We start from the raw sequence: 23,997 nt of genomic DNA, 5'->3' as shown, positions 1-23,997 counted from the left end.
CCCCATCCGGCCAGAGGAGCTGCGCGCCCAGCTGGCCTTGCTGGAGCATCCGGCTATTTAGCTGTTAGCTAGTAGCTACATCACCGAGGGTGAGGTCCTGCGCCTGCGCAATTAAAATAGCGCGCCGCGCAAACATTTTGCGTAGTATATTTGTAACCTATTTAGTTACACACTTTGTATATGAACACCCGCTTCGTCGTTGCTACCCACATTTTGGCCTACCTGGCCCGCGCCAACGGGCAGCCGGTATCCTCGGAGGTAGTGGCGAAGAGTGTGGGCACGCACCCGGTGGTAGTGCGCCGCCTATTGGGCGATTTGCGCCGGGCGGGGCTGGTACGCACGCAGCTGGGCACGGGCGGCGGCGCCCTCCTAGACCGCTCCTTGGAAAATATTACGCTGCTGGATGTGCTGCACGCCATGCTGGAGCCCGAGGCCGACCTGTTTGCGGTCAACAACGCCAACCCCAATACCGGCTGCGACGTGGGCCGCGTCATCAGCGACTCGCTCGACGACTTGCTAGGGCCGGCTAAGAAAGCCATGCAAGCGGCTTTGGCTGCTGTACCACTCACCGAGGTAATCCGGCAGATTCGCCTGCGCCTCAACAGCGAGGACTGCGGCTGCCCCGCCGATAACGGTAGCTAATAGCCTCCTTAACTATTTAGCTCTGTGCGTTAAAGTAAACGCCTTTCTCAAACGTCATCTTCTTTGTAAGCCGAAACCAACGCTCATTCCTCTCTGCTTACTGCCTTTAATTGTAACCGTTATGATTACGGTTGCTCTTTCCTTCCTCGAAATCATGAAAAAAACTCTGGGATTTTTCTTTATCCCATTAGCCGCCATCGGTAGTCTTACGCTACCTCACTGGCTGCATCCGCATGCGGCTACGCGGCCAGCTGCTACAGTTGTAGAAGCTGCTGCCGCTACGCCGCTGGTAGCAACGGGGCAGGCGGTGGCTGCGGGCGTACGGGGCCGCTTGTGGCAGCTCTACGTGGTGCCGGGCCAGCGGGTGCGCCAGGGCGAGGTGCTGGCCAAGATGGCCTCTACCCTACCCGCGCAGGGCACGGCCCCAGCGGCCCTGGGCTTTGAGTACGTAGTGGCGCCCACCGATGGTGCCATTATCGCCACTGTAGCCGAAACCGGCACCTACCTCGCCGCCACCGAAACAGTCCTGATGTTTCAGCCCGCCGAATAATTTACAAGGCCACTTCTCGACTACCGGTATACCAAACCTTTACTTCCCGGGCGTTACACGCCCACTATTACTTACCTTTTTCTTGCTTTTCTGATGGAACAACTCGTCCGCCAGCAAGTAGAGCGCATCCTTCGTCGGAAGGGGCGCCGTACTACCCAGCCCCTGCTCCCTACCTCGCGCCTGGCCGAGGATATTGGGCTGGACTCGATTGAAACCGTGGAGTTGGTGATTGATCTGGAGCATCGTTTTCATATCCAGATACCCGACCCCGAGGTAGAAACCCTGCGCACCGTGCAGCACGTGCTGGATTGCGTGGAGCACCACCTCAGCAGCCACCACCTAGCCGTAGCGTAGCGCCGTAGCCAACTGACCTGTCCGCAATTACTCTGGGCGGGTCAGTTTGCTTTCAGGGTAAGTAGGGTTTAAGTCGGCCAGCGTGTCGCGCAGGGTACGGGCAACCTCATAGGCTTTGTACCAGTTCTGATCGGATGGCACAATGTGCCAGGGGCAGCTGGGCGGGCTGCAATGGCGGAACACATCTTCGTAGACGCGGCGGTAGGCGAGCCACTGCTTGGTCTTCTGATCATCGCCGGGCTCGTATTTCCACTGTTTGCTGGGATTGTTCACGCGCTCCGCCAAGCGTTCCTGCTGCTCCTCTTCCGATACGTTTAAGTAGAACTTCAGGACGGTAGTACCGGCTTGCTGCAGTAGCTGTTCAAAGTGATTGATAGCCGCGAAGCGCTGCTCGGCCGTGGCATCGTCAATCAGATCGGTTACGCGAGTAACGAGTACATCTTCGTAATGTGAGCGGTTGAACACGTGTATCATGCCGCGGCTGGGCGTGTGCTGGTGAATGCGCCACAGAAAATCGTGGGCCAGCTCTTCCTTGGTGGGTTCTTTAAACGAGTACACCCGCACGCCCTGCGGGTTAATGCCGCTGAACACCCGCCGGATCAGGCCGTCCTTGCCGCTGGCATCCATGCCCTGCAACACCACCAAAATGCTGCGCGTGTTTTCGGCGTACAGGCGCTCCTGCCACTCCACCAGCTCCTCCCTTATTTTGCGCATCTCGCGCTTGGTTTCGTCTTTATGCACGTGCTTCGGGGCGCGGGTAGGCAGCGTGGTTAGGTCGACGTCGGGCAGGGTGGAGTTCATAGAGTGGCGTTTGGTGGTAGAGAGTATCGTACGGATGAGGATTCAGCGCAGTTGGGTGGTGCTACCCAGCGCGGCTAGTGTCACGGGGCCTTCTGATACGTATTGCAGGCGCGCCGGCAGGCCGGCTTCGTCCAGATCATCGAGCAGCGCCCGCCCATCGGCTTCCAATTTATATGAGTCGATGGTGGTAGCAATGACCGTAACAGGCCGATTGGGTAGGGCTTTCAGGGTGGCGCGGCGGTCTATTTCGGGCGGAAATACAGCCGCGTACAAAATCAGACGGTCGTAGTGAGTGCGCTGGCCGGCCAGCCAGCGCGCCGCCGCCGCGCCGCCATGCCCGCAGCCCAGCACTGTCACGGTTACCTCAGGTGGGCACGCGGCCAGCACTTCGGCCGCCAACGTGTCGAGGTAATTGCTCAGGTCGGTCAGGTCGGGTACCAGGTCGCCCACGGCAAACCAGTCAGCCCCAACGCGGCGTGGCCCCTGCCCATCGGGCGGCAGGCCGTAGCGCGATAGGGCCTCGGGCAGCACCAGCAGGCGCTCGGGCGTATCGAGAGCAACCAGCTGAGCAGCTAGCTCCGGCACCGGCTGGTTTTCGCCGTGCAGGCAAAACCATACCTGTTGGATAGCGGGTCCTGGCTCGCCCAACAGGTAGTAGCGAGCCGTGCGGGAAGTAGTAAACGTAATAGGCTGCATAGGCAGTGAGGTACAAGGTATCAGGAAGCGGAGCGGTAGTATATCAGTATTCAGCCCTTGCGACGCATAGCGTGCAGCTAGCCAGCAGATTTTTTGCTGTATAGCCAGAGCCAAATATTGGAAGCCTATACGCAAAATCGACCTCAACTGATAGGCAATAGTGAATGGTTTATGCAAGCATTACAGCGCCAATATGACATCATTAGACACTAAAAGCATATGATTGTATGCCATTTTGGCTAGATTAAGTGGTTTTTGCTAATCTTATCTGGCTGGTATACCGTTTGATTATATACCGTTGAAACATAGAGAGAGGAAAAACACCATGAATCTGATAAGCAAAGAATTTATTCATAACATCGCTCCGCAACTCGACCTGCTCAACACGATTGGCGGTGGTATTGCGCAGGCCATGCTGCGAGTAGATAAGCGCGAAAAGGGCGTGGTTATTCGGGTAGCGGCTCCGTCCATCAGCCCCGAAAACTTCCACGTGCTGCTGAACGACCGTAACCTGACCGTTTTCTGCGAATACCGCCACCAGCCCGACGATCAATTGGCCGCGCCATTGTTCAACCAAACGCTGGCCATCCCTACGGGCCTGGACCTAGAGCGCATCGACGCGGTGCACGAGGGCAATGAGCTACGCATCCGTATTCCCTACGATAAGGACAACGCCACCAAGCGGCGCGAAATCGACATTAAAATCCGGTAGAACTCACTCCCTACCTTCATCAAAAGCCACCCAACCGGGTGGCTTTTTTGTTGCCCCCTACCCAAACAGCGGAATCAGCAGCACAAACCCCATTAGCAGCGACAGGTAGAACCAGCCCATCAGCTGGCCCCGGTAGCGGCGCGGCAGCTGGTTGCTGAGTACCAGCACGGCTACCACCAGCAGCAGCAGGTGCAGCAGCAGAAACACCACTGTTTTTACCCAGTTGCTAACAATGGTATTTTCGGGTTGGAGTTGGTTGCTCTCGCCCAGGCCCGAAGTAGCAAACCGCAGCAGGTAGTACACCGCCACCTCAAATAGCACGAACATCCCCAGGCCTGCCAGCCACGTCAGAAAGCCATTTTTTTCGGTTACATCAGCCACGGAACGGTGAAGTTGTGAAATTGAGAGTAGTGAATGGTAAGTAAATATACGGCTGTCCTCCTGAGCATTGCGCGCATCCAGCGGCAGCGAAGGACCTTATGCCCACAGAACGAATCGTTGTGACGATGGTCGTTTTCACGTGAGAAGGTTCTTCACTGCCGCTGGATGCGCGCAATGCTCAGGAGGACAGATGACAGAACAGCAAAGCTCATAACCTCACCATTTCACAACTTCCCTATTTCTCACCACTCACCTCCTTCGTGCGGGTCCGGATGTAGAGGTCTTCTACCTTGGCGCGTGCCCAGGGCGTGCGGCGCAGAAAGGTAAGGCTGGATTTGATGCTGGGGTTGACGGCAAAACAGTTGATGCGGATGCGCTCATCCAGCCCCGCCCAACCGTAGCGCGCTACCAGATATTCCAGAATATGCGCCAGCGTGACGCCGTGCAGCTCCCGGATGAGGTGGCCGTTTTCATCGCGGGCTTCAGAAGAGGAAGATATGGGCATGGTAGCAAGTGAAAGGAATACGCAATGCGAAAGATACGCATCTGAGGAAAAAACGCATTTTTTACCCGTCGTTGGGCACCATCGCGTCGAAATCCTGCGTTACTTTCGGTGTGGCTACTCTCACCAATCGCTCCCGTCGTGCTACTGCTGCTACGGCTGCCCGCGCTGCCAATATTCGGCGCACGTGGCGGTTGGTGGCGGTGTTGCTGTTGGTAGGGGCCTTGCTGGTGTATGTGCGTTATCGGCGGCAGCTACACCGCTACGTGCGTCACACCTATGCCACGCTCATTACCGGCCGCCTCACGGGCCTAGAGGCCACGCCGCTGCTGGCCGGCTACTCCGTGCACGGTATTGATGTATCGTCTTACCAGGGCAAGATAAACTGGCAGCTGGTGGCGGGGCATCAGGTACAGTTTGCGTTCATCAAAGCCACGGAGGGCGTCACGCTGCGCGATGCGCGCTTTCAGGCCAACTGGCGGGGGGCCCGTAAAGCAGGCGTGTACCGGGGCGCCTACCACTTCTTTCAGCCCAACTACGATGGGACGGCCCAGGCCAACCTATTCACGCGCACCGTGCCCCTGCAAGCCGGCGACCTGCCACCCGTGCTCGACGTGGAAGCACCTAATTTCCACGACGTAGCCACCATGCGCCGCAACCTGGCTACTTGGTTGCGGCTAGTAGAGCGGCACTACGGCGTGCGGCCTATCCTCTACTCCAACTACGGTTTCTACCGGCGCTACCTGGCCGGGCACTTCGATGAGTACCCGCTGTGGCTGGCGCACTATGAGGTAGATACCCCCCGCCTACCCGCCGACAAGTGGATTATCTGGCAGCACTCCGACGAATCGTACGTACCTGGCATCCGCGGCACCGTCGATTTCAACGTGTTTCAGGGGAGCTTCGAGCGGCTGCGCCGCCTGCGGATTCCGGCCCGGCCGCGTCCTACCCCGAAGGCCAGCCGGTAGGCAGTTGCCGCTTTTCGCCTACTTTCGTGCTATGCCCACACCTCCTTTTCTCTGGTCTTGCCTGCGGTGGCCGGCGCTGTTTTTGAGTAGCTTGTGGCTACTCACAGCCTGTGGTGGCGGACGCAACGCCTTCACGCAAAGCGGCAAAGCTTCCTACTACGCCGATAAATTCAACGGCCGCAAAACGGCCAGCGGTAGCACCTACCGGCCCGGCCGGCGCACGGCGGCGCACAATACCCTACCCTTCGGCACGGTGGTGCGCGTAACCAACCCCAGCACTCACCGCTCCGTCAAAGTCACCATCACCGATCGGGGGCCGCACGTCAAAGGTCGCGTCATCGACCTGTCGCGCAAGGCGGCTCGCAAGATTGGGCTGCTGGATGCGGGCGTGGCGCCTGTGCAACTGAAAGTAGTGCGGGCCGTCCGCTAACATTCGCTTATTCTGTCTTATGCGTATCCGCAAAAAAGTAAAATGGTCGTTTCCGACCACTTCCAACCGATTTACTACCCTGGGCGCCTTCGTGAAGGCTGCCGAAGCCCAAAGCTGGTCAGAAGCCGAGATTCAATTCGTAATTGATGAGGTAGTGGAAGCTAAAGACGACGCCGAGGCGTTCGAAATTCTGCGCGACTACTCAGAGTAAAGCACTAGTATACGCTGTCATCCTGCGCTTGCGAAGGACCTTATCATGGGAGAATGAGTGACCTATCAACGACTCGTTTACACGTGATAAGACTCTTCGCAAGCGCAGGATAACAGCATGACTCTATTCTACCCTAGTTCCGCTTGCCCTTCTTTTTGCCACTTTTGGCGTTGTCCATCGTGGCACGCATCAGGCTGTCTTGAGCAGCCACAGAAGCGGCTGTGGTGAGGCGCCCCGTGGGCGACACCATATCGCCTTCCCGTAAACTAACGGCCTGGCCATCACTGGTGGTGAGCGTACCGTTGGCGGCTATTTTGACGCCGCTGGGCAGAGTCACGTCCTCGCGCAGTGGGTTGGTGGCGCCGCTTTGCGTACGCATCACCTGTCCGTCTTTCATCATAAAGCCTTCTTTCATGGTGGCGCCCTTGGGCATCACGCGGGGTTTTGGCTGTACCGTTTTGCGGGCCGGCTGGGTGGTTTGTGCCTGAGTTGTCAGGCCGGCACTACCCAACAACAGGGCGGCAAGGAGTAGGGCAACTTTCATGGGTAGGGTAAGAATAAGTGAAGATTGTAGCAGTAAGCCAGTGCCGGGTAGCAGGATGATTTGTTGGTCAGTAACACCGCGGTAACCAGAAGGCGCTGCCACTCGTTTTCGGTAAGAAATACGGGTGTTTCCCCTGTTCGGATCTACTGACCTTTTACTCTGCCCCTGCCATGAGCACTGCCTCTAACGACACTGAAAACGAAGAAGTATACAAACAATTCAAAGACCAGGTAAACATGACGGCCTCCGAGCTGGAGAAGTGGCTGAAAACCGACGAGTCGAAGGAAGTAGGCCAAGACAGCGGCGACGGCAAGAGCATCGGACACAAGTCGGGCGAGCACATCGTCAAGATTCTGCACAAGAAGAAAGCCGACCTCACCGACGACGACTACGCCCACATGCACAAGGTGCACAGCTACATCAGCCGCCACTCGGCCCAGGGTCCTGAGAAAGATAAGGAGCATTCGCGCTGGCGCTACTCGCTCATGAACTGGGGCCACGACCCGTTGAAAAAGTGAAGGAGCCAATGGCTGAATGAGTGAGTGCCAAGCCACACAGGTCGTGTCTGAGTCAGACACCGTTCACTTATTCAGGCCTTCGTTTGCTCTTCCAGCCATTCACTCATTCAACCATTGTTCGCTTTGGACTACAAGGATTATTACAAGGCCCTGGGCGTAGACAAGAACGCTACGGCCGACCAGATCAAGAAAGCGTACCGTAAGCTGGCGCGCCAGTATCACCCCGATGTGAACCCCAATGACCCCGAGGCGGAGCGCAAGTTTCAGGAGGTGAACGAGGCCAATGAGGTGCTCAGCGACCCGGAAAAGCGCAGCAAGTACGACCAGCTCGGCGCCGACTGGCAGCGCTACCAGCAAGCTGGTGCAGGCGGCGGGCAAAGCGCGGGCGGCGGCTTCGATTGGTCGCAGTATGCGCAGGGCGGCGGGTTTGGCGGGGGTGGTGAGGACCCGTTCGGCGGGGCAGACTTCTCCGACTTTTTCGGCAATATCTTTGGCGGCATGGGCGGTGGCCGGGCCGGAGGCACTCGTGCCCGCGCCGGCCAGGACTACCAAGCCGAGTTGCTCCTGACTTTGGCCGAAGCCTACCAGGGTGGCCCGCGTACCATTACCGTGAGTGGCAAAAACCTGCGCCTCACCGTGAAGCCAGGTGTGGAGGACGGCCAAACCATCCGGCTGCGCAACCAAGGCGGACCGGGACTCAACGGCGGTCCGGCCGGCTCGCTCTACCTCACCTTCCGCATCGAGCCCGACCCGCGCTATACTCGCACCGGCAACGACCTGACCCAGGAAGTACCCGTGAGTGTATATAAGGCAGTATTGGGCGGCGAGCAGGTAGTAGAGACGCTATCAGGCAACGTCAAAATCAAGATTAAGCCCGAAACCCAAAACGACACTCGTTTGCGCCTGCGGGGCAAGGGTTTCCCGGTATACGACCAGCCTGGCCAGTTCGGCGACCTGTACCTGCGCCTCAGCCTCAGCCTACCCCAGCAGCTCACCGACCAGGAGAAAGACCTGTTCCAACAACTTGCCGCCTTGCGCAACGAGTTGTGAGTGGTGAGTTATCAGTTACTCATGTTCTGATAACTCGCCACCCACCATTCGCAACAGACAACCCACCACTATGGAAACGCACGTCATCACAATTACTTATCACGATTGCGCCACCACGTACGGCCTGCGCGAGCAGGACCTGCGCGAGTTTGTGGAGCTGGGCCTGGTGCAGCTTGCCCCCGGCACCCCCGACACCATTCGCGACGAGCCAGAACACTTGGCACGGCTGGCCCGCTTGCAGCACGAGTTGGGCCTAAGCACTACGGCTATTGACGTGGTGCTGGCCATGCGCCGCCGGATGCAGCAGCTTCAGCAGGAATTGGTACGACAGCGCGCCCGCGCCATACAGCTGGAGCAGCTTATATACGGCAACGGGCGCACCCTAGACGCAGACGACTATCTGTAAATCAATTTGTTACGTTTAATAGAAATTCATCAGGATAGTATAGTAGGAAATCAGATTATCAAAATATAGCTGTAGAGCAACTTTTCTGCTGAAGGCTTGTATAATTTCGTGCTGGCTGGCCGAATTCTGGCGACCGGATTTATTTAATACTTTTTCCTTTTATGTCTTCGACATTCTCTACCCTCCGGGCATTAAGTGTGGGCCTGGCAATTAGTGCCTTGGCTCCGCTGGTGTCCCAAGCTCAAACTTCCGATTACAAGACGGTCGTCGGCATCTCAGCCAATGGCTTTCAGTACAAGGGCAACCTAGGCTCCGATTACTGGGATTTCAGCCGAGCAAAGTGGGGTCCTGGCATCTCCATCAACCAGTACATTGCCCCCGGCCTGAGCATTGGTTTGCAGGGTAGCTACGTGGAGTTGAAAAAATCCTTGGGCGTTAACAGCAGCTACTTCAACACCAACGTGGTGAGTGCGAATGTGCCGATTAAGCTGATGCTGAACAACGGCTGGGCCCTGAAGGAAGACGCCTTTATTCAGCCCTACATCCTGCTGGCGCCCGGCATCCTGTACTACAGCAGCGACGGGCAGTATCGTTTGAACAATAGGAATACCGTATTCAGCCGCGACGAAACCAAGTTTGCTGGTCAGGCTGGTCTGGGTATCAATTTCCGCATCAGCGATAATCTGGGCATTTTCGTGCAGACCTCGCAGGTGGTGGGCTATAAGGCAAACCTTGATGGTAGCCCAGGTGGCGACAATGATGGCTGGGACGACCGGTTGCTGCAACACTCGGCGGGTCTGAACCTGGCATTTGGCAAAGCCAAAGATGCAGACGGGGACGGTGTGCCCGACCGTAAAGACAAGTGCCCCGATACCCCTGCTGGCGTAGCCGTAGACGCGAATGGCTGCCCCCTCGACCGTGACGGTGATGGTGTACCCGACTACCAGGATAAGTGCCCCGACGAGAAGGGCCTGGCTACGATGGAAGGCTGCCCCGACCGCGACGGCGACGGTGTGCGCGACTCCGAAGACGCTTGCCCCGATACCCCCGGCAAGTCGGAGCTGCAAGGCTGCCCCGATGCCGACGGCGACGGCGTAGCCGACAAAGACGACAAATGCCCCAATACCCCCGCCGGCGTAGCCGTTGACGCTACCGGCTGCCCACTCGATAAAGACGGCGACGGCGTGCCCGATTACCAGGATCGTTGCCCCAACACCCCCGGCCCTGCCTCCAACAAAGGCTGCCCCGAGGTGAAGGCTGAGACGAAAAAAGTGCTGAACGAGGCCACCAAGTACATTCAGTTCGATTTCAACAAAGCCACGCTGAAGCCGAGCTCCTACCCCAAGCTGGAAGAGCTGGTGCGCATCCTGGGCGAGTACCCCGACTATAGCCTGAGCATTGCTGGTCACACCGATAACATCGGCAACGATGCTTACAACCAGAAGCTGTCGTTTGACCGCGCCGCCACGGCCCGTACGTACATGATTGAGAAAGGCATTGCTGAATCGCGTATTGAGGCGCGTGGCTACGGCGAAAGCAAGCCCATTGCGCCTAATACCACCGACGCTGGCCGCGCCCTCAACCGCCGTGTCGACTTTGACCTTTACCTGACGGGCGACCCCAACCCCACGGAGGAAAAGTACGGCCCGCAGCCTACCCTCAAGGAGATGGGTGAAACCAAACCCGCTGCCCCTGCCAGTAAGGCCAAAAAAGCACCGGCCAAGAAAGCCCCGGTTCGCAAAGCGCCCGTGCGGAAGTAGGGTTTCCCTACCCTCATTTACATAGAAAGGCGGCCTGCTGTATAGCAGGCTGCCTTTTTTGATCTAAGAGGTATTTTAATAATCTGTCATCCTACACTGCGCCCCGCTGTGTTTAAAATGACCGTTGTTTTTATACTTCCTGATAGCCTTACCCTAAATCCACGGCTAGCGCCAGCAAAGCGCCGGCGACTGTAGCTACCAGCTTACGGGTGTTGAGGTGGTGCTCAGGACTGGTTTCAAAAAGGATAGTGGTAGAAACGTGCAGAAAATTACCGGCCACCAAGCCTAATAAGGCAGCATACCATCCGCTGTGGAGCAACTGTTCTAGTACTATATAATTGCTGAATACAATGCCTGCCGGCGCAGCCAATGCAAATAGCAATAGGTAGGGCAGTGCCCGTCGGAAGCTGCCCAACTGCAACAGTAGAGCACCCATCAAAGCAAATGCCGCCGGAATATGGTGCAACGCAATACCAACCAGCACGGCGTACAGATTGCCTGCTACTTCGCCAGCCTGCGGTGCCTTCACTAGAATACTACCCTCCAGAAAGGAGTGCAAGACCAAAGCGCCCAACAGCGCGTAGGGCACCCGGCCTACCTGCCCTTCGTGGGCGTGTGCATGCACATGTCCATGCTCTACGCCTTGCGAAAAGACTTCTAGTAGCAGTTGCCCAAAAAAGCCCGCCAGTACGTAGTAGCCCACCCGATGAGCCTGCCCCGGCAGCAACAGCAACGCCTCCGGCAACAAGTGCATCACGGTGAGTGTGAACAGGTAGGCTCCTCCAAAAGCCAGCAGCGGCTTCAGCCAGACTGTATGCAGAGTAGGCACCAGTCTGGTTAACAGACCAGCTCCCAACACCGTCAGGAATAAACTAAAAATGGCAAGCCACATACGATGCTCTAAAAAGAAAAACGCCTGTTCCTCTTATACCCGAAAAGAAAGGGGGCGCTATCCGCGCCCCCTTTCTTTTCGGGTCTTCACCAGACATTATTTTGAAACAACGTTGCAAACAATAAGTTTTCGTTGCTTCTACTTTGCAGACGGAGTAGTCTGATTAGCAACCAAGTCCATTTCACACACCGGGCATTTGCCTGGCTTGTCGCTCGCGCTACCCTCGCAGCCCATGGGGCACACGTAGGCAGCGGTATGCGCAGGCGTAGCCGTGTCAGTGGCATCGGGTGCGGCAGTAGTGGTAGCCGCCGGCTCCGACTGGCAAGCTCCTAGTAACACAATCCCTAAGAACAAGAGAGCGGTAGGACGAAACACCAGTTGACGAAATGAAAAAGGCATTACTATTGGTGTGAGTCGTCGTCTTGCACCGAGCGGGAGCGGGCCTTAGCCTTTTTCTGGGCGGCCTCTCCTTGCTCACGGCGCATTTCCGGGTCGTTAGCCGATACCGTCTCTTTCGGGTTAGGCATAGCGCGCTCGTCGAGCGTTACTTCCGAGTTGATGGGACGTGGAATGGCGGCACCGTTGGCTTCAGTTTCCTCATGGTTGGCCTGCACATCGAACACCTGAGTAGGGCGAGTACCGGGCGCAATCATATCTACAGATACTTTCTTATCCGGACGCCAATCCGAAGGCTCGCTGCTGCACGCATTCAGGGCGAGGGTGGCCAGAGCAAGGCCGGAGAGCAGAAGTTTTTTGGTCATATCAATGAGGAAGAAAATGCCGAAGCGGAATACGTAAAAAAAGGCAACTTACCTGCTTACGAGCGCAAAGGTACACACAGATGTACCCGCGGCGCCACCCAAATGTTACGCCGCCTTGGTTTCGGCGGGCAGCAGGTTTTTGCGCCGCAAAATAGCCTCAAACAGCTTGATATCATTGGGCGAGTTGAAGATGCGCGTTGGCAGCAGCATAAACACTGGCACATCGAAGGTGCGCGCCACCCAACGGCGCCAGCCGGCCAGCTCCTGCGGTGCCTCACCCTGCTTCAGGTATAGCATGTAGCCATCGGGGGCCAGGCGGGCGCGGCCAATCATTTCCCAGCCAATGTTCATGCCCTGTTTTTCGTTGAGGCGGGCAATCAGCTGGCGGTTGTCGATTTCGTAATTCACGCGCTCAAACAGCGGCTTGCTCTGTTCCATCTGTGTCACGCCCGTAATCTGGGCCGAGCGCAGCAGTACGTACAGCACCGTCAGCACTACCCCCAACGCCAGCCACCACCACGAGGGCCAGATGAGGGCCGGCAACACGCCCACCGCAAACGGGATAAGGGCGTACCACCACTCCTTTTTCCAGACCTGCGCCATGGCCAAGCGCGTGTAGGTATTGGTATCGAGTTGCGTTTTCTTGGTGCGAATCGCGAGGGGCGAAGGCTGCTGCGCCTGCCGCATTCCCCGCTGATTAGGTTGTTGCATATGGTTGATGTGCTGATTTTTGATGAGGTGATGTGCTAATTTGTGGTAGGTTGATGTGCTATTTTTTTATATCTGAATCAACCCATCAAAAATCAGCGCATCAAAAGGCTTTCAGGCTCATGTCCAGCGTGCCGGCCGAGTGCGTGAGGGCGCCTACCGAAATGTACTCTACCCCGGTAGCGGCTACGGCGGCTAGTGTTTCTTCCGTGATGCCGCCCGAGGCTTCCAGCTCGTAGCGGCCGGCTACCAACTCTACGGCCTCGCGCATTTGGACGGGCGTCATGTTGTCGAGCATGATGCGCGAGATGCCGCCTGTGTCCAGGGCTTCCTGTACTTCGGCCAAGTTGCGGGTTTCAATTTCTACGGGCAGCGTGCGGCCGGTGCGGGCCAGATAGGCGTGCGTGGCCTCTATAGCCGCCCGAATGCCGCCGGCGTAATCTACGTGGTTGTCCTTCAGCATAATCATGTCGAACAACCCGTAGCGGTGGTTTACGCCGCCGCCAATGACCACGGCCCACTTCTCGCAGATGCGAAAGTTGGGAGTAGTCTTACGCGTATCGAGCAGGCGGGCCTTGGTACCAGCCAGCAGCTCGGTAAGGCGGGCCGTGAGGGTGGCAATGCCACTCATGCGCTGCATACAGTTGAGTACCAGCCGCTCGGCCGTGAGAATGCTACGGGCGGGACCTTCTACCACAAACGCTACATCGCCGGGTTGGATGGGGCTACCATCGGGTAGGTCGACTTGTAAGTGCAGCGCCGGGTCTACCTCCTGAAAAATCAGCTGGGCCAGCTCTACCCCGGCAATGATGCCGGTGCCCTTCACCAGCAGCCGGGCGCGCTTACGGGCTTCGGCCGGAATAGCGGCCAGCGAGGAGTGGTCCCCATCGCCTACATCTTCGGCCAGCGCCGTGCGGATAAAGGCCGTCAGGGCGTCCGGAGTAAGGTAGGGGCTATTTTTCACAGGGCAAAAATAGAAAAACGGGCCGATATAACGACGTTAGCAAGCCTTTATACACAACGTGGCATCTAGCTGCTTTGTGCGTTACTACAACGGCCTATACACACGAAGCCCCCGCAACACAAGCTACGGGGGCCTCACACATCTTAACAAGAGAAAAGGTAAACTACTTCTTGTTGCCTTGCTTACTCTTTCGTAAACTCAATCGTGTCGATTTTAATAGCGCCGTTGAAGGACTTCATTTTCACAAACACCCGGTATGAGCCACTTTTGCTGGCATACTTACCAATGGCGTAGGGCACGCCCTCGGGACTGGCGCCTTTGTGAATATATTCGAAGCCACTGCTGGCGTTTTTGGCAAAGAAGTCTTTCATCACAAACTCGGCCTGCGTAGCGCTATAGCTTTGCTTATCACCATCAAACCCCAGTTCAACGGTAGAGGCAAAGTATTGGGCCAAGTCGCGCGAGGAGCCGTTGCTGATGGCTGCACGGGCAGCCAGTAGGGCGTCGCCCTGGGCGTACGCGGCCAGCGTACTGAGCGTGAGCCACAGGAAGAGGAAAACCCGGGTAAAATTGCGTTTCATATTGGAAAAAGAATACTTCACCTCCGATTGCTAAAATTATGCCAACAGCCGCTTCCCGGTTTGCGTATGTTGTGCGGTTTCTTTCCGGAGGGAAGAACACAACAAATTGTGCCTGGTCCGGGCCGGGCACGTTATCTTTGCTGCATGAACAAACAGGTATTGCTGGTCATTTTGGACGGCTGGGGGCTGGCCCAGAACAAGGAAGTATCCGCCATCGATAAAGCGCGTACGCCCTTCCTCGACTCGTTGTTTCAACGCTACCCGCATAGCAAGCTTCAGGCCTCGGGCGAGGCGGTGGGACTCCCCGAGGGGCAAATGGGCAACTCAGAGGTAGGCCACATGAACATCGGCGCGGGCCGCGTGGTGTACCAGGACCTGGTCCGCATCAACAAAGCCATCCGCGACCGGAAGCTGGGCTCTATCCCGGCTCTGGAAAAAGCCTTTGAGTACGCCCGCACCAACCAGAAGCCGGTGCACCTGCTGGGCCTGCTTTCCGACGGCGGCGTGCACTCGCACATCGACCATGTGAAAGCCCTCTGCACCCTGGCCCGCGACCAGGAGGTGCACAATGTGTTCATCCACGCCTTCACCGACGGCCGCGACACCGACCCCAAGGGAGGCGTAGGCTACGTGAACGAGCTGGAGCAGCACCTGCAACATGGTGCCAGCGGCCGCATTGCGTCCATCGTGGGCCGCTACTATGCTATGGACCGCGACAACCGCTGGGAACGGGTGAAAATTGCCTACGATCTATTGGTGAACGGCAAAGGCACGCCTTCGCAGAACCTGATCCAGAGCATGCAGGACTCTTATAAGGAAGGCATCACCGACGAGTTCCTGAAGCCCATCGTGAAGGTAGGCGCCGATGGGCAGCCGCTGACTACCATTCAGGAAGGCGACGTGGTGATTTTCTTCAACTTCCGCACTGACCGCGGCCGGGAGCTGACGGAGGCCCTCACCCAGCAGGACCTGCACGCCTATGAAATGCACCGCCTGAATCTGCATTTCCTGACCATGACCACCTACGACGCGTCGTTTACGGGCGTCACGCCGATTTTCGAGAAGGATAACCTCGAAAATACGCTGGGCGAGGTGCTGGCTGCCAACCACAAAAAGCAGATTCGTATTGCCGAAACCGAGAAGTACCCCCACGTAACATTCTTCTTCTCGGGGGGTAGGGAAAACGAGTTTGAGGGTGAAAGCCGCATTATGCGCAATTCGCCCAAGGTGGCCACCTACGACCTGCAACCCGAGATGAGCGCCTACGAGCTGCGCGACGCGCTGGTGCCGGAGTTGCAAGCCAACGCGGCTGATTTCGTAGTCCTGAACTTCGCCAACCCCGACATGGTGGGCCACACCGGCGTGTTTGAGGCTGCCGTGAAGGCCGTAGAAACTGCCGACACCTGTGCCCAAGGTGTAGTGGAAGCTGCCCAGGCCGCCGGCTACGCCAGCATCATCATTGCCGACCACGGCAACGCCGACATGATGGTGAACCCTGACGGCACGCCCAATACGGCCCACACCACAAACCTAGTGCCCTGCATCTTGGTTGATAACGACTACCAGGGTACCCTGGCCGATGGCAAGCTCGGCGACATTGCTCCTACCGTTCTGGCACTCATGGGGTTGGCTCAACCCGCCGAGATGTCGGGGCAGTCGTTGCTGCGCGCGGCGGGCACTACTCCTACTCATGCGTAACGTTTTTGCTTTTTTATTCGGGGCGGGGCTATGGGCCGGTGCCACGGGCTGCGGCTCGTCGGCGGAGGCCGATAGCCCCGCTTCCGCTACTACGGTGCGGCCGGCGTATTTTCCGCTCAAGGAATACCTCGATGCCCAGGCCGCCCGCCTCACCCAGCAGCAGCCTGCCGTAGAAAAGCGCGTGACGCTGCGCGGCTCTGCGCCAGAAACCGCCCGCGTACCCAAGGTTGACTGGGCGCAGGAGCTGCAAGTTTTCTACCAAGCCGACATCAATAAGCCCGCCCTCCGCGGCGCCTATGCCATCGACTCCGCCGCTCTATCTGACGGCACCCGCCAAGTTACCTACACCCGCAAGCCCGGCTTCGAAAACGCCGTGGTGCGCCTGGCCGTGGTACGCGACGCCTCCGGCGTGCGCGCCGTAGATGCTACCCTGCAACAAAACAACCCGCTCTTCTACTCCGAAAAGAAGCTCCAACTGCAAGGCGAGGCCGGCACCCTGGCTGCCTATCAGGTGCGCGGCGTACAGAAGCTGGTGCTTTTTGATACGTTGCGCTATGCGACGAATGCGCGGCTAGTTAGGTAAATTATAAATCAGCTACTTAGAAACAATAATAACAGAACCGGCCCGCTGGAATAGCGGGCCGGTTCTGTTATTATCAGTATTGAAACATCTCTTGCAGCCGGTCGCAAACCGCCTGTGCGGTGGTTGTAGGCAGTACGCCCAGGCGACGCACCAGGCGGGTCTTGTCCACCGACCGAATATGGTCGAGCGCCACTTGTCCCTCTTTATCCTGGAAGGTGCAGTCTACCCGCGAAGGGTAATTCCGCCGCGTGCTCGTTAGGGCCGCAATGGTTACCGTACGCAGGTAGCGGTTCATCTCGTCGGGGGAGACTATTACACAGGGGCGGGTCTTGTTGATTTCGCTGCCCTGGGTAGGATCAAGGTTGATAAGCCATACCTCGAAGCGCTGCACGACTACCACTGCCATTCGGTTTCCTCAAAGGTTTCGTCCGAAAAGCCCTCCAACAGCTCGCTTTCCGGATCCTGGCCCTGGGCAATGGCCTGCTGGAAACGTTCGTCCCAACCTTGGCGACGGGGTTTCGCCACCGGTCTGATAAGCAGGCCCTCAGGCGTAGGCTGCAAGTCTACCTCGCCGGTGAGCTGATACTGCTGCAATAGCTTCTTGGGTAGCACAATCCCCTGGGAATTGCCTACCCGAATCAGGCGCGTGTTCATGAAAGCAAATGTACTTACATTGTAAGTACATTTGCTCATCACCGTTGGTTTCATCCGCTGAAAATTAGCACCTTCAGAACTATTAGCTCACTATCAATGCCTCTCTTTGAATTACCATTTTTGTGAATGTCCTAGCAGTTGTAGATAACTAAGCAAAGAACTGTTTAACATCGAAGTTGGCAATGGTTTCGGCCAATTGCCTCGGGCTCACACCGTTGTTGTTAGGCTGGTCAGGATTCGCCCCGTGCGCGAGTAAAAGCTGTAGCATCGCGCCCTGCCCACGCGATTCGAAAGTAGCCCGCCACAACGCGGTATTGCCATAAGCATCCGACACATCGACCCTGGCACCCGCCTCGAGCAGCAACGCCGCCATTTCCACAGCATAGGCTTGGGCCGCAAAATGAAGTGCTGTCCAGCCATTGCAGTCTTGCCGGTCCAGTGCAGGGCCTTTGCGAAGCACCCATTGCAGCAGGACCACATCCCCGTAGTTTGATACCAACGAAAGAACGGTCCGGCCATAGTCATCAGACAGATCAATAGTACTATCTGTCACTAGTTGTTCTAAGGCTAAGTAGTCCCGTCGATGAACGGCACCAACTACCTTCGGGGATAAACGTGGCGAAGAGGAAGTACGAGATTTGCTCATGACAAAAACTTATCTTCCTTTCGATGCCTCACTTCCTACCGCACCGACGACGTAGATGTTTCTAACCCCCAGGTCCTACCCTTCTCCACGGCGGGCACGCCGCGCTCTAGCCACACCGGGGCCGGGGCGCCTTTTAGGTAGTGGTCGAAGAATTGTAGCTCGCGGATGGAAATGTCCTTGCGATTTTCGCGCTTCACCAAGTTGTGAGCCTCGCCGTTGTACTGCAGCAGCCACACGGGCTTGTTGAGGCGGCGCAGGTCTGTGAACATCTCAATGCCCTGGTACCACGGCACGGCCCCGTCGGCATCGTTGGCCATAATGACCACCGGCGTTTCTACCTTGGGTAGGGAGAACAAGGGCGAGTTGCGGATGTACAGATCGGGGTTTTCCCACAGCGTCGCGCCCAGGCGGCTCTGCGTGCGCTCGTACTGAAACTGCCGGCTCATGCCCGACTCCCACCGGATGCCGCCGTAGGCCGAGGTCATGTTTACAACGGGTGCGCCGGCCCAGGCCGCAGCATACATGGGTGTTTGGGTGATGAGGTAGGCCACCTGGTAGCCGCCCCAGCTCTGCCCCTGTATGCCGATATGGGCGCCGTCTACCCAGCTGTTCTTCTTCAGAGCCTCTACGCCCGAGTTCACAAACTCCACCGCTGAGGCGCCTGGCTCACCGATGGTATAGCTGATATCGGGCGTGAACACCAGGTAGCCGTTGCTGGCAAACATAGCAATATCGAGGCGGGAGGGGGTAGGCGCGGGCGCGTTGTAGCGGTAGAGGCCATCCGACACCTTCTCGTAGAAATACGCCACCATGGGGTATTTCTTATTCGGGTCGAAGTTCTCGGGCTTGTAGAGTACGCCGGTGGCGGCGTAGCCCTTGGGTGTGGTCCAGTGCACTAGCTCAGCCGTAAACCAGTTGTAGTCCTTTTGCTGGGGGTTGATGTTGCTGAGTTGGGTTTCCTTTTGCAGGTTGCGGCTCACGTAGAGGTCGGCGGGGTTCTGTACACTAGTCTTCGTGTAGAGGAACACGTCGGCGTTTTTGGCCTGCATCAATTGCGAGTAGGCCATGGGCACCAGCGTCACGCGCTGGGGCGCTTTGGTGCTGGTAATGTTCTTTTTATAGTAGCCCCACTGCTTGGTGGTTTCATCCTGCACTTGCAGCCACAGCTCGTCTTTGGGCTCGATGAAGTCCTGCTTGGCTACTGGAATTTCGTAGCGGAACCGTAGCTTCTGCTGGCGCCCTACCCCGTTGGTGAAGTTGGTGGCCGCGCCGGTTTTGGGGTCGATTTTCCAGATGTCGTACCGGTCGTAGAGCAGCACGGCCTCATCGTTTTTGGTCCAGGCGGCAATGCCGTAGGGCTGGGGGTCGGTGGGCGAGTCGTTTTCCTCGTCCGTGAAGTCTACCTTGGGTTTGGCCGTCAGGTTGATGGTTTTGCGGTCGGCCACCGAGTAGGCAAACCAGCCCTTAGCATCGTAATCATACCAGATGGCGTACTGCCCGCCGGGCGAGAGCTGGAAGCGGCTCTTGCTACCCTTGGGGTTGATGGCCACCCGCTCGCCAGTGCGCGTAGAAACCAGGTAGGCGCGCTTCATAGTATTGCCCTGCCACTGCATGGCCACGCGGTTGGCGGTGTCGGTCACGGCCAGCACGTACTCCGCATTCTTGTTATCGGCCATATAGGCGTCTTGCAGGTACTCATCGGCCAGCTGTATGTACTTGCCGCCTTGCTTGGGGTAGGCCACCGCCAAATAGCTGCGCTGCAATTCCTTTTTCAGGTTTTTCAGCTGCATGGGTTGCAGGTAGTCGTCCTTGTAATTCCAGATGTCGAGCTTGGCGTGCTCAAACTCCACCAGCGTGGTATCCTGCGGAATCAGGTCGGGCGCAGTGCCGAAAAACAGCTTCTCGCCGTTTTCGCTGAACGCTACCCGCCCAAAGCCGCTGGGCGACCAGCCCTTCTTCAACCCGTTGGCGCTGGGCGCCAGCAGCACGCGGGCGCTATCGGCAAAGTCAGAGTAGTAGAGCGTAAATGGTTTGCTGAGGGCTTTTTCGGGGTACTTTTCGGCGGTGAAAGCCAGTTGCTTACCCGCGTCGTCGAACGCCAGGTTCTTGTAGGTACCCTTGCCGGTGCTGAGCTGGCGCAGGTTGCCCGTGGCTACATCGTACACAAACAGCCCCGAGCGTACCCGCTTGTTGCCCTTGGGCGCGGCCACCGCAAAGGCCACTTTGTTGCCCGACTTGCTCACTTTGTAGTCCGTTACGGCCTCGAAGGTGCGCGGCTGGCCCTTATCGAGGTTCAGGATGGTGAGGATGGCGCCGCCCTTCTGGGTTTCCAGCAGTTTCTCGGTTATTTTCTTCACCGTATCCACCGGCGCCTTTTTCAGCGTGTCTTTCAGCAGCGGCTTGGTGGCCAGAAACGCCAGCACCGTGCCTTCCTCGGCCAGCTGAAACGACTTCACATCGGCGTACTTGGTGAGCTTGCCGGTAGTCAGCCCATAAATGCCCAGCGAATCCTTGGGCATCTGGTCGGGCTTTTTCTTCTTAATACGGGCCTGCCGCACATCCTGGTAACGCGGGCTAATACTGAACACCGCATACTTAGAATCAGCCGAAAACACCGCCGAGTCGCCCCGGCTGATTTGGCGCAGCGTCTGGTTTCCGGCGGTTTTGAGGTAGAGCGTGCCATCGCCCTGCTGGGGCTTCACCTGAAACAATACGTACTTACCGTTGTGGCTAATGCGTTGGCCCGCTACGCTTTGCCACTGGTCGTACACCGAGTGGTCGAGGGGCTTTTTGGGCGCTTGCTGCGCAAAGGCCGGCGCAGACAGCAAGCCGGCAAATAAAAGAAAGGTAGAACGCATGTGCACGAAAGAGTAGCAGAAAGACAACAGATGACGTAGCCCCAAAGGCGCAACTATCTGCTGCGGGGTTGCTTCACCAGAACGTCGTTTTGACCGCAGGGAGAAATCTCGCGTGCTGACGAAAGTTAGTATCTACCATCAGCATGCGAGATTTCTCCCTGCGGTCAAAACGACGTTCTATTTTATTCCTTATTCTACCCCTTAGTCCACGTAATACTGCACCTGCACAGCACTAAGCTGGCCTTTGTGCAGAGTCATGGCCACGGTATTGAGGCGGTTGGAATCGCCAATGCGGAGGCTGTCGCAGTTGCCAGTCTGGCGGGCGTAGCGGGCACGGTAGGCGCTGCCTAGCTTCTGCTGCAGCTGCTGCCCATACTGCGGGGCAAAGTCCGTTACGGTTACTTCGCGCAGTAAGTCTTTCTCGGCAGCCCGGTAAAACTCAAACTGGTTGCCGTGGTGGCGCAAGATGAGGATGGTATCTACCTGGTTGCGCTCGTGGCGGTTTTTGAACGGCTTGCGCGACACAATGGTAGCGCCATCCTGCTGCAAATCGGCCACTGTAATTTCGGCCCCGAACGGGTCTTCGGCTACCTCATCATCTACCAGCGAGCAGGCAGTTTTCGCGGTTTTAGCCGGCGCCGGAGCGGCCGGCGGCGCAGGAGCCGGACGCGGTCTAGCTACGGGTGGCCCCGAAGCCGTCGGTTTCTTTTCCTGGCAGCCCGTAGCCAGCAGCAAGCCACAGCTCAGCGTGAGGGCATGGCTGCCAGAGCGCGAGAAACAGGTAGCAAGCAGAAGCATAGGCATGGAGGTTAGCATGAAAAAGTATACGTAGAAAAAGGAGCTTCTGCCTTACTCAATCGTTATTTCTCTAATTTTTCCCCATCAATGTAGCTACTACCCAGCGCCGGCCGCCATGGTTGCGATGCTCGCCCAGGTAAATCCCCTGCCACGTGCCCAAGGCCAGCTCGCCCCGCATGATAGGCACCGTGACGGAGCTACCCAGCAACGCCGCCTTCAAGTGGGCCGGCATATCGTCGGAGCCTTCCTGAGTGTGCTGGAAGTAACTCGCGTTTTCGGGTGCTACGCGGTTGAAGTACTCTTCCATGTCGCGGCGCACGGTAGGGTCGGCGTTTTCGTTGATGGTGAGGCTGGCCGAAGTGTGTTGAATAAAGAAATGTGCTGTGCCCATTTCAATTTGCCCTATTTCAGGTAATTCAGCCGTCAGCAGGTCGGTTATCAAATGGAATCCCCGGCGCACGGCCGGCAAGCGCAGTCGTTTCTGAATCCAGAGCATGTGGTGAGATGGTGAAATGGTAAGTAGTGAGTGGTGAATGGTGAGTGGTGAGTGGTGAGTGGTGAGTGGTGAGTAACACTACGTGTGTCATCCTGAGCGGAGCGAAGGACCTTCTCACGGCAGAACGACAAGCGTAACAACGACCTGTTCTGCCGTGAGAAGGTCCTTCGCTCCGCTCAGGATGACACACGTATTTTCATGCCTTCCCTACCCTTCTACGGCGCTATGCGCTCGTAGGCGCCTATATCCGGCGTGCGCGGGTCGCGGGGGGCATTCAGCAGGTCGCGCGTGAGAGAGGGTAGGGGCGCGGCTTTGTTGCTGGCCGGCGACCCGGGGCCGAGGCGGTAATCGAATCGGTTGGGGTAGAGGTTGGGCGTGCGCCTGAATTTGGGGTCCTGGTTGAGCACGTTGCCACTGTTGCCGAAGCCCAACGCGGTAGCCGTGCTGGCGGGTGCTTTGTAGCGCTCCGTCTGCAACAGACTGTTCTGAACCGTCACCTGCTGATATTGAGCGCTATCTACCAACAGCAGTTCATCCCGCAACGAGCCCCATACAATGGAGTTGCGCATGGTCAGGCGCAGGGGGTAGGGCCCTTTGGCCGCCGTGCTAGGCGCTTCGTTGCTAAGCGTCAGCGACTCGGTGCGGCGGTTAAAGTTGCCCTGGTAGTTGGCTATGGTGCAGTAGTCAAACGTGAAATCACCGCCGCCTGCTCCTAGCACCGCGTACTCGCCGCAGTTCGTAATCAGGCAGTTGCGCATTTCCACATCTCCCGACAAGCTCAAGACACCGGCGCCGGTGGGCAGGGTTTGGGCCGCGCTGGCAAAGTTGATGCTCTGCCCCGAGATATTGCGGATGATGGTATTTTCTACCCGCACTGCTGGCCGGGGTAGGCGGTTGCGGTAGTTGAACAACAGCAACCCATAGGCAGCATTCTTGATTTCGGCGTAGCGCACCACATTGTCGTGGCTGCTGGCCAAGAACTGAATGCCTGCCCACTGGCCCGGAATGTTGTCGTAAAATGATTCCAGCCGGTCGCCGGCAAAGCGCACGATGTTTTCATTATCAGCCTCTACCGAATCAGTACCGGGCTGATAGTCAGGGTTGACGCGCAGCGTACCGGCCACAATCAGAATAGAACCCGCGTGCGAGTACACCCGCGTGCCCGGCTGCATGGTGAGCGTGCACGCCGAATCGACCAGCACCGAGTTGTAGATAACGTGGGGCTTGTCGTTGGTCCAGGTGGTGTTGCAGGGCAGGGTTTCGCCGTTGTGGAAGTAGGCGTTTTGACCGTAGGCGACCAAGGCAATCTGCTGGTCGTTGCCGTTGGTGCGAAACCGCAGCTCATCCGTCACGATAAACGGTTTGGCGTCACCGGGTGTGGGGTCGATGGTAGCGCGCACCAGCACCAGCAGACTGTCGCGCCCCCGAATTTCAACATTATTAATACTAGGGCCTGCATCGCCGCCTACCAGCAAGCGGTAGGGCGAGGTGCCGGGAGTGGCCAGCGTAATCTGCTCTACGCGCACGGCGCGGGGGTTGCGGTTGTAGACCCACAGCCGTCGCGTGGCCGTGCCCGTGCGCACGAACACCGTATCAAACAGCACGGTATCCTGCGAGAACTCCAGCCGGGCGCTGCTGTCCGTTGTCACGATATCCGCTTTGGGCTCGCAGCCGGGAAGCAGCAACGTGAGATTCAGCAGAAAGAGAAAAAGCAGGAGGTAGCGCATGAAGCTACAAAGGTAGGGGGTTTTGAGGGTAGGGAGGTGTTTTTTAGGGTAGGAGGGTGTGGGGGTAGGAGGGTAGGAAGTGTGTCATCCTGAGCTTGCGAAGGAC

31 protein-coding genes are annotated in these 23,997 nt (G+C 57.5%); 13 read left to right on the top strand and 18 right to left on the bottom strand.

The genetic code is table 11. The features are described 5' to 3' along the window. Positions 1-180 precede the first annotated feature (180 nt). The 3 genes from H8B15_RS20655 to H8B15_RS20645 all read left to right on the top strand — a co-directional run bounded on the left by H8B15_RS20655 (position 181) and on the right by H8B15_RS20645 (position 1,546). Positions 181-642, top strand: coding sequence for an Rrf2 family transcriptional regulator (locus H8B15_RS20655; RefSeq protein ID WP_187321544.1), 462 nt, complete (start codon positions 181-183; stop codon positions 640-642). 154 nt (positions 643-796) lie between these two features. Next, the gene (locus H8B15_RS20650; protein WP_187321543.1) at positions 797-1,192 is read left to right on the top strand and encodes a biotin/lipoyl-binding protein; all 396 of its coding nucleotides are present in this window, start codon (positions 797-799) and stop codon (positions 1,190-1,192) included. 93 nt (positions 1,193-1,285) lie between these two features. Then, positions 1,286-1,546: an acyl carrier protein gene (locus tag H8B15_RS20645; protein ID WP_187321542.1), complete on the top strand. Its 261-nt coding sequence runs from the start codon at positions 1,286-1,288 to the stop codon at positions 1,544-1,546. Positions 1,547-1,573: 27 nt separating this feature from the next. On the opposite strand, the gene H8B15_RS20640 is transcribed toward H8B15_RS20645, so the two are convergent. Then, positions 1,574-2,347 carry a PPK2 family polyphosphate kinase gene (locus H8B15_RS20640; RefSeq protein WP_187321541.1) on the bottom strand — a complete coding sequence of 258 codons (774 nt, stop codon included), beginning with the start codon at positions 2,345-2,347 and terminating at the stop codon, positions 1,574-1,576. Between the two features lie 42 nt (positions 2,348-2,389). Beyond that, the gene (locus tag H8B15_RS20635; RefSeq protein WP_187321540.1) at positions 2,390-3,043 is read right to left on the bottom strand and encodes a phospholipase; all 654 of its coding nucleotides are present in this window, start codon (positions 3,041-3,043) and stop codon (positions 2,390-2,392) included. Between the two features lie 325 nt (positions 3,044-3,368). Between H8B15_RS20635 and H8B15_RS20630 the strand changes: the two genes are divergently transcribed. Further along, positions 3,369-3,755, top strand: a complete 387-nt coding sequence (locus H8B15_RS20630; RefSeq protein WP_187321539.1) for an Hsp20/alpha crystallin family protein — start codon at positions 3,369-3,371, stop codon at positions 3,753-3,755. A gap of 57 nt (positions 3,756-3,812) precedes the next feature. Here the strand turns inward: H8B15_RS20630 and H8B15_RS20625 are convergent, their stop codons facing one another. Together H8B15_RS20625 and H8B15_RS20620 are read right to left on the bottom strand one after the other, a co-directional pair. Further along, complete coding sequence (locus H8B15_RS20625; RefSeq protein WP_343069192.1) at positions 3,813-4,136, bottom strand: hypothetical protein; 324 nt, start codon at positions 4,134-4,136, stop codon at positions 3,813-3,815. 235 nt (positions 4,137-4,371) lie between these two features. Next, positions 4,372-4,641, bottom strand: coding sequence for a VF530 family protein (locus H8B15_RS20620; protein ID WP_187321538.1), 270 nt, complete (start codon positions 4,639-4,641; stop codon positions 4,372-4,374). 110 nt (positions 4,642-4,751) lie between these two features. Between H8B15_RS20620 and H8B15_RS20615 the strand changes: the two genes are divergently transcribed. From H8B15_RS20615 to H8B15_RS20605, 3 genes are read left to right on the top strand one after another with little or no spacing between them, the layout of a single operon-like run. Continuing rightward, positions 4,752-5,606, top strand: a complete 855-nt coding sequence (locus H8B15_RS20615) for a GH25 family lysozyme (protein ID WP_187321537.1) — start codon at positions 4,752-4,754, stop codon at positions 5,604-5,606. Positions 5,607-5,637: 31 nt separating this feature from the next. Further along, positions 5,638-6,036 carry a septal ring lytic transglycosylase RlpA family protein gene (locus H8B15_RS20610; RefSeq protein ID WP_187321536.1) on the top strand — a complete coding sequence of 133 codons (399 nt, stop codon included), beginning with the start codon at positions 5,638-5,640 and terminating at the stop codon, positions 6,034-6,036. 19 nt (positions 6,037-6,055) lie between these two features. Beyond that, positions 6,056-6,247, top strand: coding sequence for a hypothetical protein (locus H8B15_RS20605; RefSeq protein ID WP_187321535.1), 192 nt, complete (start codon positions 6,056-6,058; stop codon positions 6,245-6,247). A gap of 133 nt (positions 6,248-6,380) precedes the next feature. Here H8B15_RS20605 and H8B15_RS20600 read toward each other — a convergent pair whose 3' ends face one another. Next, entirely contained in the window at positions 6,381-6,791 is a 411-nt protein-coding gene (locus tag H8B15_RS20600; protein WP_187321534.1) for a DUF6799 domain-containing protein, read from the bottom strand. Between the two features lie 170 nt (positions 6,792-6,961). Between H8B15_RS20600 and H8B15_RS20595 the strand changes: the two genes are divergently transcribed. From H8B15_RS20595 to H8B15_RS20580, 4 genes are all read left to right on the top strand, one after another. After that, entirely contained in the window at positions 6,962-7,309 is a 348-nt protein-coding gene (locus tag H8B15_RS20595) for a DUF3140 domain-containing protein (protein WP_187321533.1), read from the top strand. Between the two features lie 123 nt (positions 7,310-7,432). Beyond that, complete coding sequence (locus tag H8B15_RS20590; protein WP_187321532.1) at positions 7,433-8,359, top strand: DnaJ C-terminal domain-containing protein; 927 nt, start codon at positions 7,433-7,435, stop codon at positions 8,357-8,359. Positions 8,360-8,429: 70 nt separating this feature from the next. Next, positions 8,430-8,765, top strand: a complete 336-nt coding sequence (locus H8B15_RS20585) for a chaperone modulator CbpM (RefSeq protein WP_187321531.1) — start codon at positions 8,430-8,432, stop codon at positions 8,763-8,765. A gap of 161 nt (positions 8,766-8,926) precedes the next feature. After that, positions 8,927-10,525: an OmpA family protein gene (locus H8B15_RS20580; protein WP_187321530.1), complete on the top strand. Its 1,599-nt coding sequence runs from the start codon at positions 8,927-8,929 to the stop codon at positions 10,523-10,525. 148 nt (positions 10,526-10,673) lie between these two features. Here H8B15_RS20580 and H8B15_RS20575 read toward each other — a convergent pair whose 3' ends face one another. The 6 genes from H8B15_RS20575 to H8B15_RS20550 all read right to left on the bottom strand — a co-directional run bounded on the left by H8B15_RS20575 (position 10,674) and on the right by H8B15_RS20550 (position 14,431). Further along, complete coding sequence (locus H8B15_RS20575; RefSeq protein WP_187321529.1) at positions 10,674-11,417, bottom strand: ZIP family metal transporter; 744 nt, start codon at positions 11,415-11,417, stop codon at positions 10,674-10,676. A 138-nt stretch (positions 11,418-11,555) separates the two neighbouring features. Continuing rightward, complete coding sequence (locus H8B15_RS20570) at positions 11,556-11,816, bottom strand: heavy metal-binding domain-containing protein (RefSeq protein ID WP_187321528.1); 261 nt, start codon at positions 11,814-11,816, stop codon at positions 11,556-11,558. A gap of 2 nt (positions 11,817-11,818) precedes the next feature. After that, positions 11,819-12,178 (bottom strand): hypothetical protein, encoded by a 360-nt coding sequence (locus H8B15_RS20565; RefSeq protein ID WP_187321527.1) that lies wholly within the window; start codon positions 12,176-12,178, stop codon positions 11,819-11,821. A gap of 105 nt (positions 12,179-12,283) precedes the next feature. Further along, positions 12,284-12,889, bottom strand: coding sequence for a hypothetical protein (locus tag H8B15_RS20560; RefSeq protein ID WP_187321526.1), 606 nt, complete (start codon positions 12,887-12,889; stop codon positions 12,284-12,286). 100 nt (positions 12,890-12,989) lie between these two features. Continuing rightward, positions 12,990-13,850 (bottom strand): carboxylating nicotinate-nucleotide diphosphorylase, encoded by an 861-nt coding sequence (gene nadC, locus H8B15_RS20555; protein ID WP_187321525.1) that lies wholly within the window; start codon positions 13,848-13,850, stop codon positions 12,990-12,992. A gap of 182 nt (positions 13,851-14,032) precedes the next feature. Further along, positions 14,033-14,431: a DUF4783 domain-containing protein gene (locus tag H8B15_RS20550; protein WP_187321524.1), complete on the bottom strand. Its 399-nt coding sequence runs from the start codon at positions 14,429-14,431 to the stop codon at positions 14,033-14,035. A gap of 144 nt (positions 14,432-14,575) precedes the next feature. On the opposite strand from H8B15_RS20550, the gene gpmI reads away from it, so the two are divergent. Both gpmI and H8B15_RS20540 read left to right on the top strand, forming a co-directional pair. Further along, a complete protein-coding gene (gene gpmI, locus H8B15_RS20545) occupies positions 14,576-16,129 on the top strand; it encodes a 2,3-bisphosphoglycerate-independent phosphoglycerate mutase (RefSeq protein WP_187321523.1) in 1,554 nt (517 codons plus the stop codon). After that, on the top strand, positions 16,122-16,712 hold the full coding sequence (locus tag H8B15_RS20540; protein WP_187321522.1) for a hypothetical protein: 591 nt from the start codon (positions 16,122-16,124) through the stop codon (positions 16,710-16,712). The genes gpmI and H8B15_RS20540 overlap by 8 nt, the downstream gene beginning before the upstream one ends. A 73-nt stretch (positions 16,713-16,785) precedes the next feature. On the opposite strand, the gene H8B15_RS20535 is transcribed toward H8B15_RS20540, so the two are convergent. From H8B15_RS20535 to H8B15_RS20505, 7 genes are all read right to left on the bottom strand, one after another. Beyond that, a complete protein-coding gene (locus H8B15_RS20535; protein ID WP_187321521.1) occupies positions 16,786-17,118 on the bottom strand; it encodes a type II toxin-antitoxin system PemK/MazF family toxin in 333 nt (110 codons plus the stop codon). Continuing rightward, positions 17,106-17,366 (bottom strand): AbrB/MazE/SpoVT family DNA-binding domain-containing protein, encoded by a 261-nt coding sequence (locus H8B15_RS20530; protein ID WP_187321520.1) that lies wholly within the window; start codon positions 17,364-17,366, stop codon positions 17,106-17,108. The genes H8B15_RS20535 and H8B15_RS20530 overlap by 13 nt, the downstream gene beginning before the upstream one ends. A 148-nt stretch (positions 17,367-17,514) precedes the next feature. Beyond that, a complete protein-coding gene (locus H8B15_RS20525; RefSeq protein ID WP_187321519.1) occupies positions 17,515-18,012 on the bottom strand; it encodes an ankyrin repeat domain-containing protein in 498 nt (165 codons plus the stop codon). 35 nt (positions 18,013-18,047) lie between these two features. Beyond that, entirely contained in the window at positions 18,048-20,870 is a 2,823-nt protein-coding gene (locus H8B15_RS20520; protein ID WP_187321518.1) for a S9 family peptidase, read from the bottom strand. A 201-nt stretch (positions 20,871-21,071) separates the two neighbouring features. Then, complete coding sequence (locus tag H8B15_RS20515; RefSeq protein WP_187321517.1) at positions 21,072-21,668, bottom strand: hypothetical protein; 597 nt, start codon at positions 21,666-21,668, stop codon at positions 21,072-21,074. 70 nt (positions 21,669-21,738) lie between these two features. Continuing rightward, positions 21,739-22,164, bottom strand: a complete 426-nt coding sequence (locus H8B15_RS20510) for a secondary thiamine-phosphate synthase enzyme YjbQ (RefSeq protein WP_187321516.1) — start codon at positions 22,162-22,164, stop codon at positions 21,739-21,741. Between the two features lie 215 nt (positions 22,165-22,379). After that, a complete protein-coding gene (locus H8B15_RS20505) occupies positions 22,380-23,891 on the bottom strand; it encodes a right-handed parallel beta-helix repeat-containing protein (protein ID WP_187321515.1) in 1,512 nt (503 codons plus the stop codon). Positions 23,892-23,997 lie beyond the last annotated feature (106 nt).

It is taken from the genome of Hymenobacter citatus, assembly GCF_014333615.1.
GTDB classification, from domain to species: Bacteria; Bacteroidota; Bacteroidia; order Cytophagales; family Hymenobacteraceae; genus Hymenobacter; species Hymenobacter citatus.
Note: the sequence above shows the minus strand (reverse complement) of the source record. Positions and strands in the feature narration are given on the sequence as shown.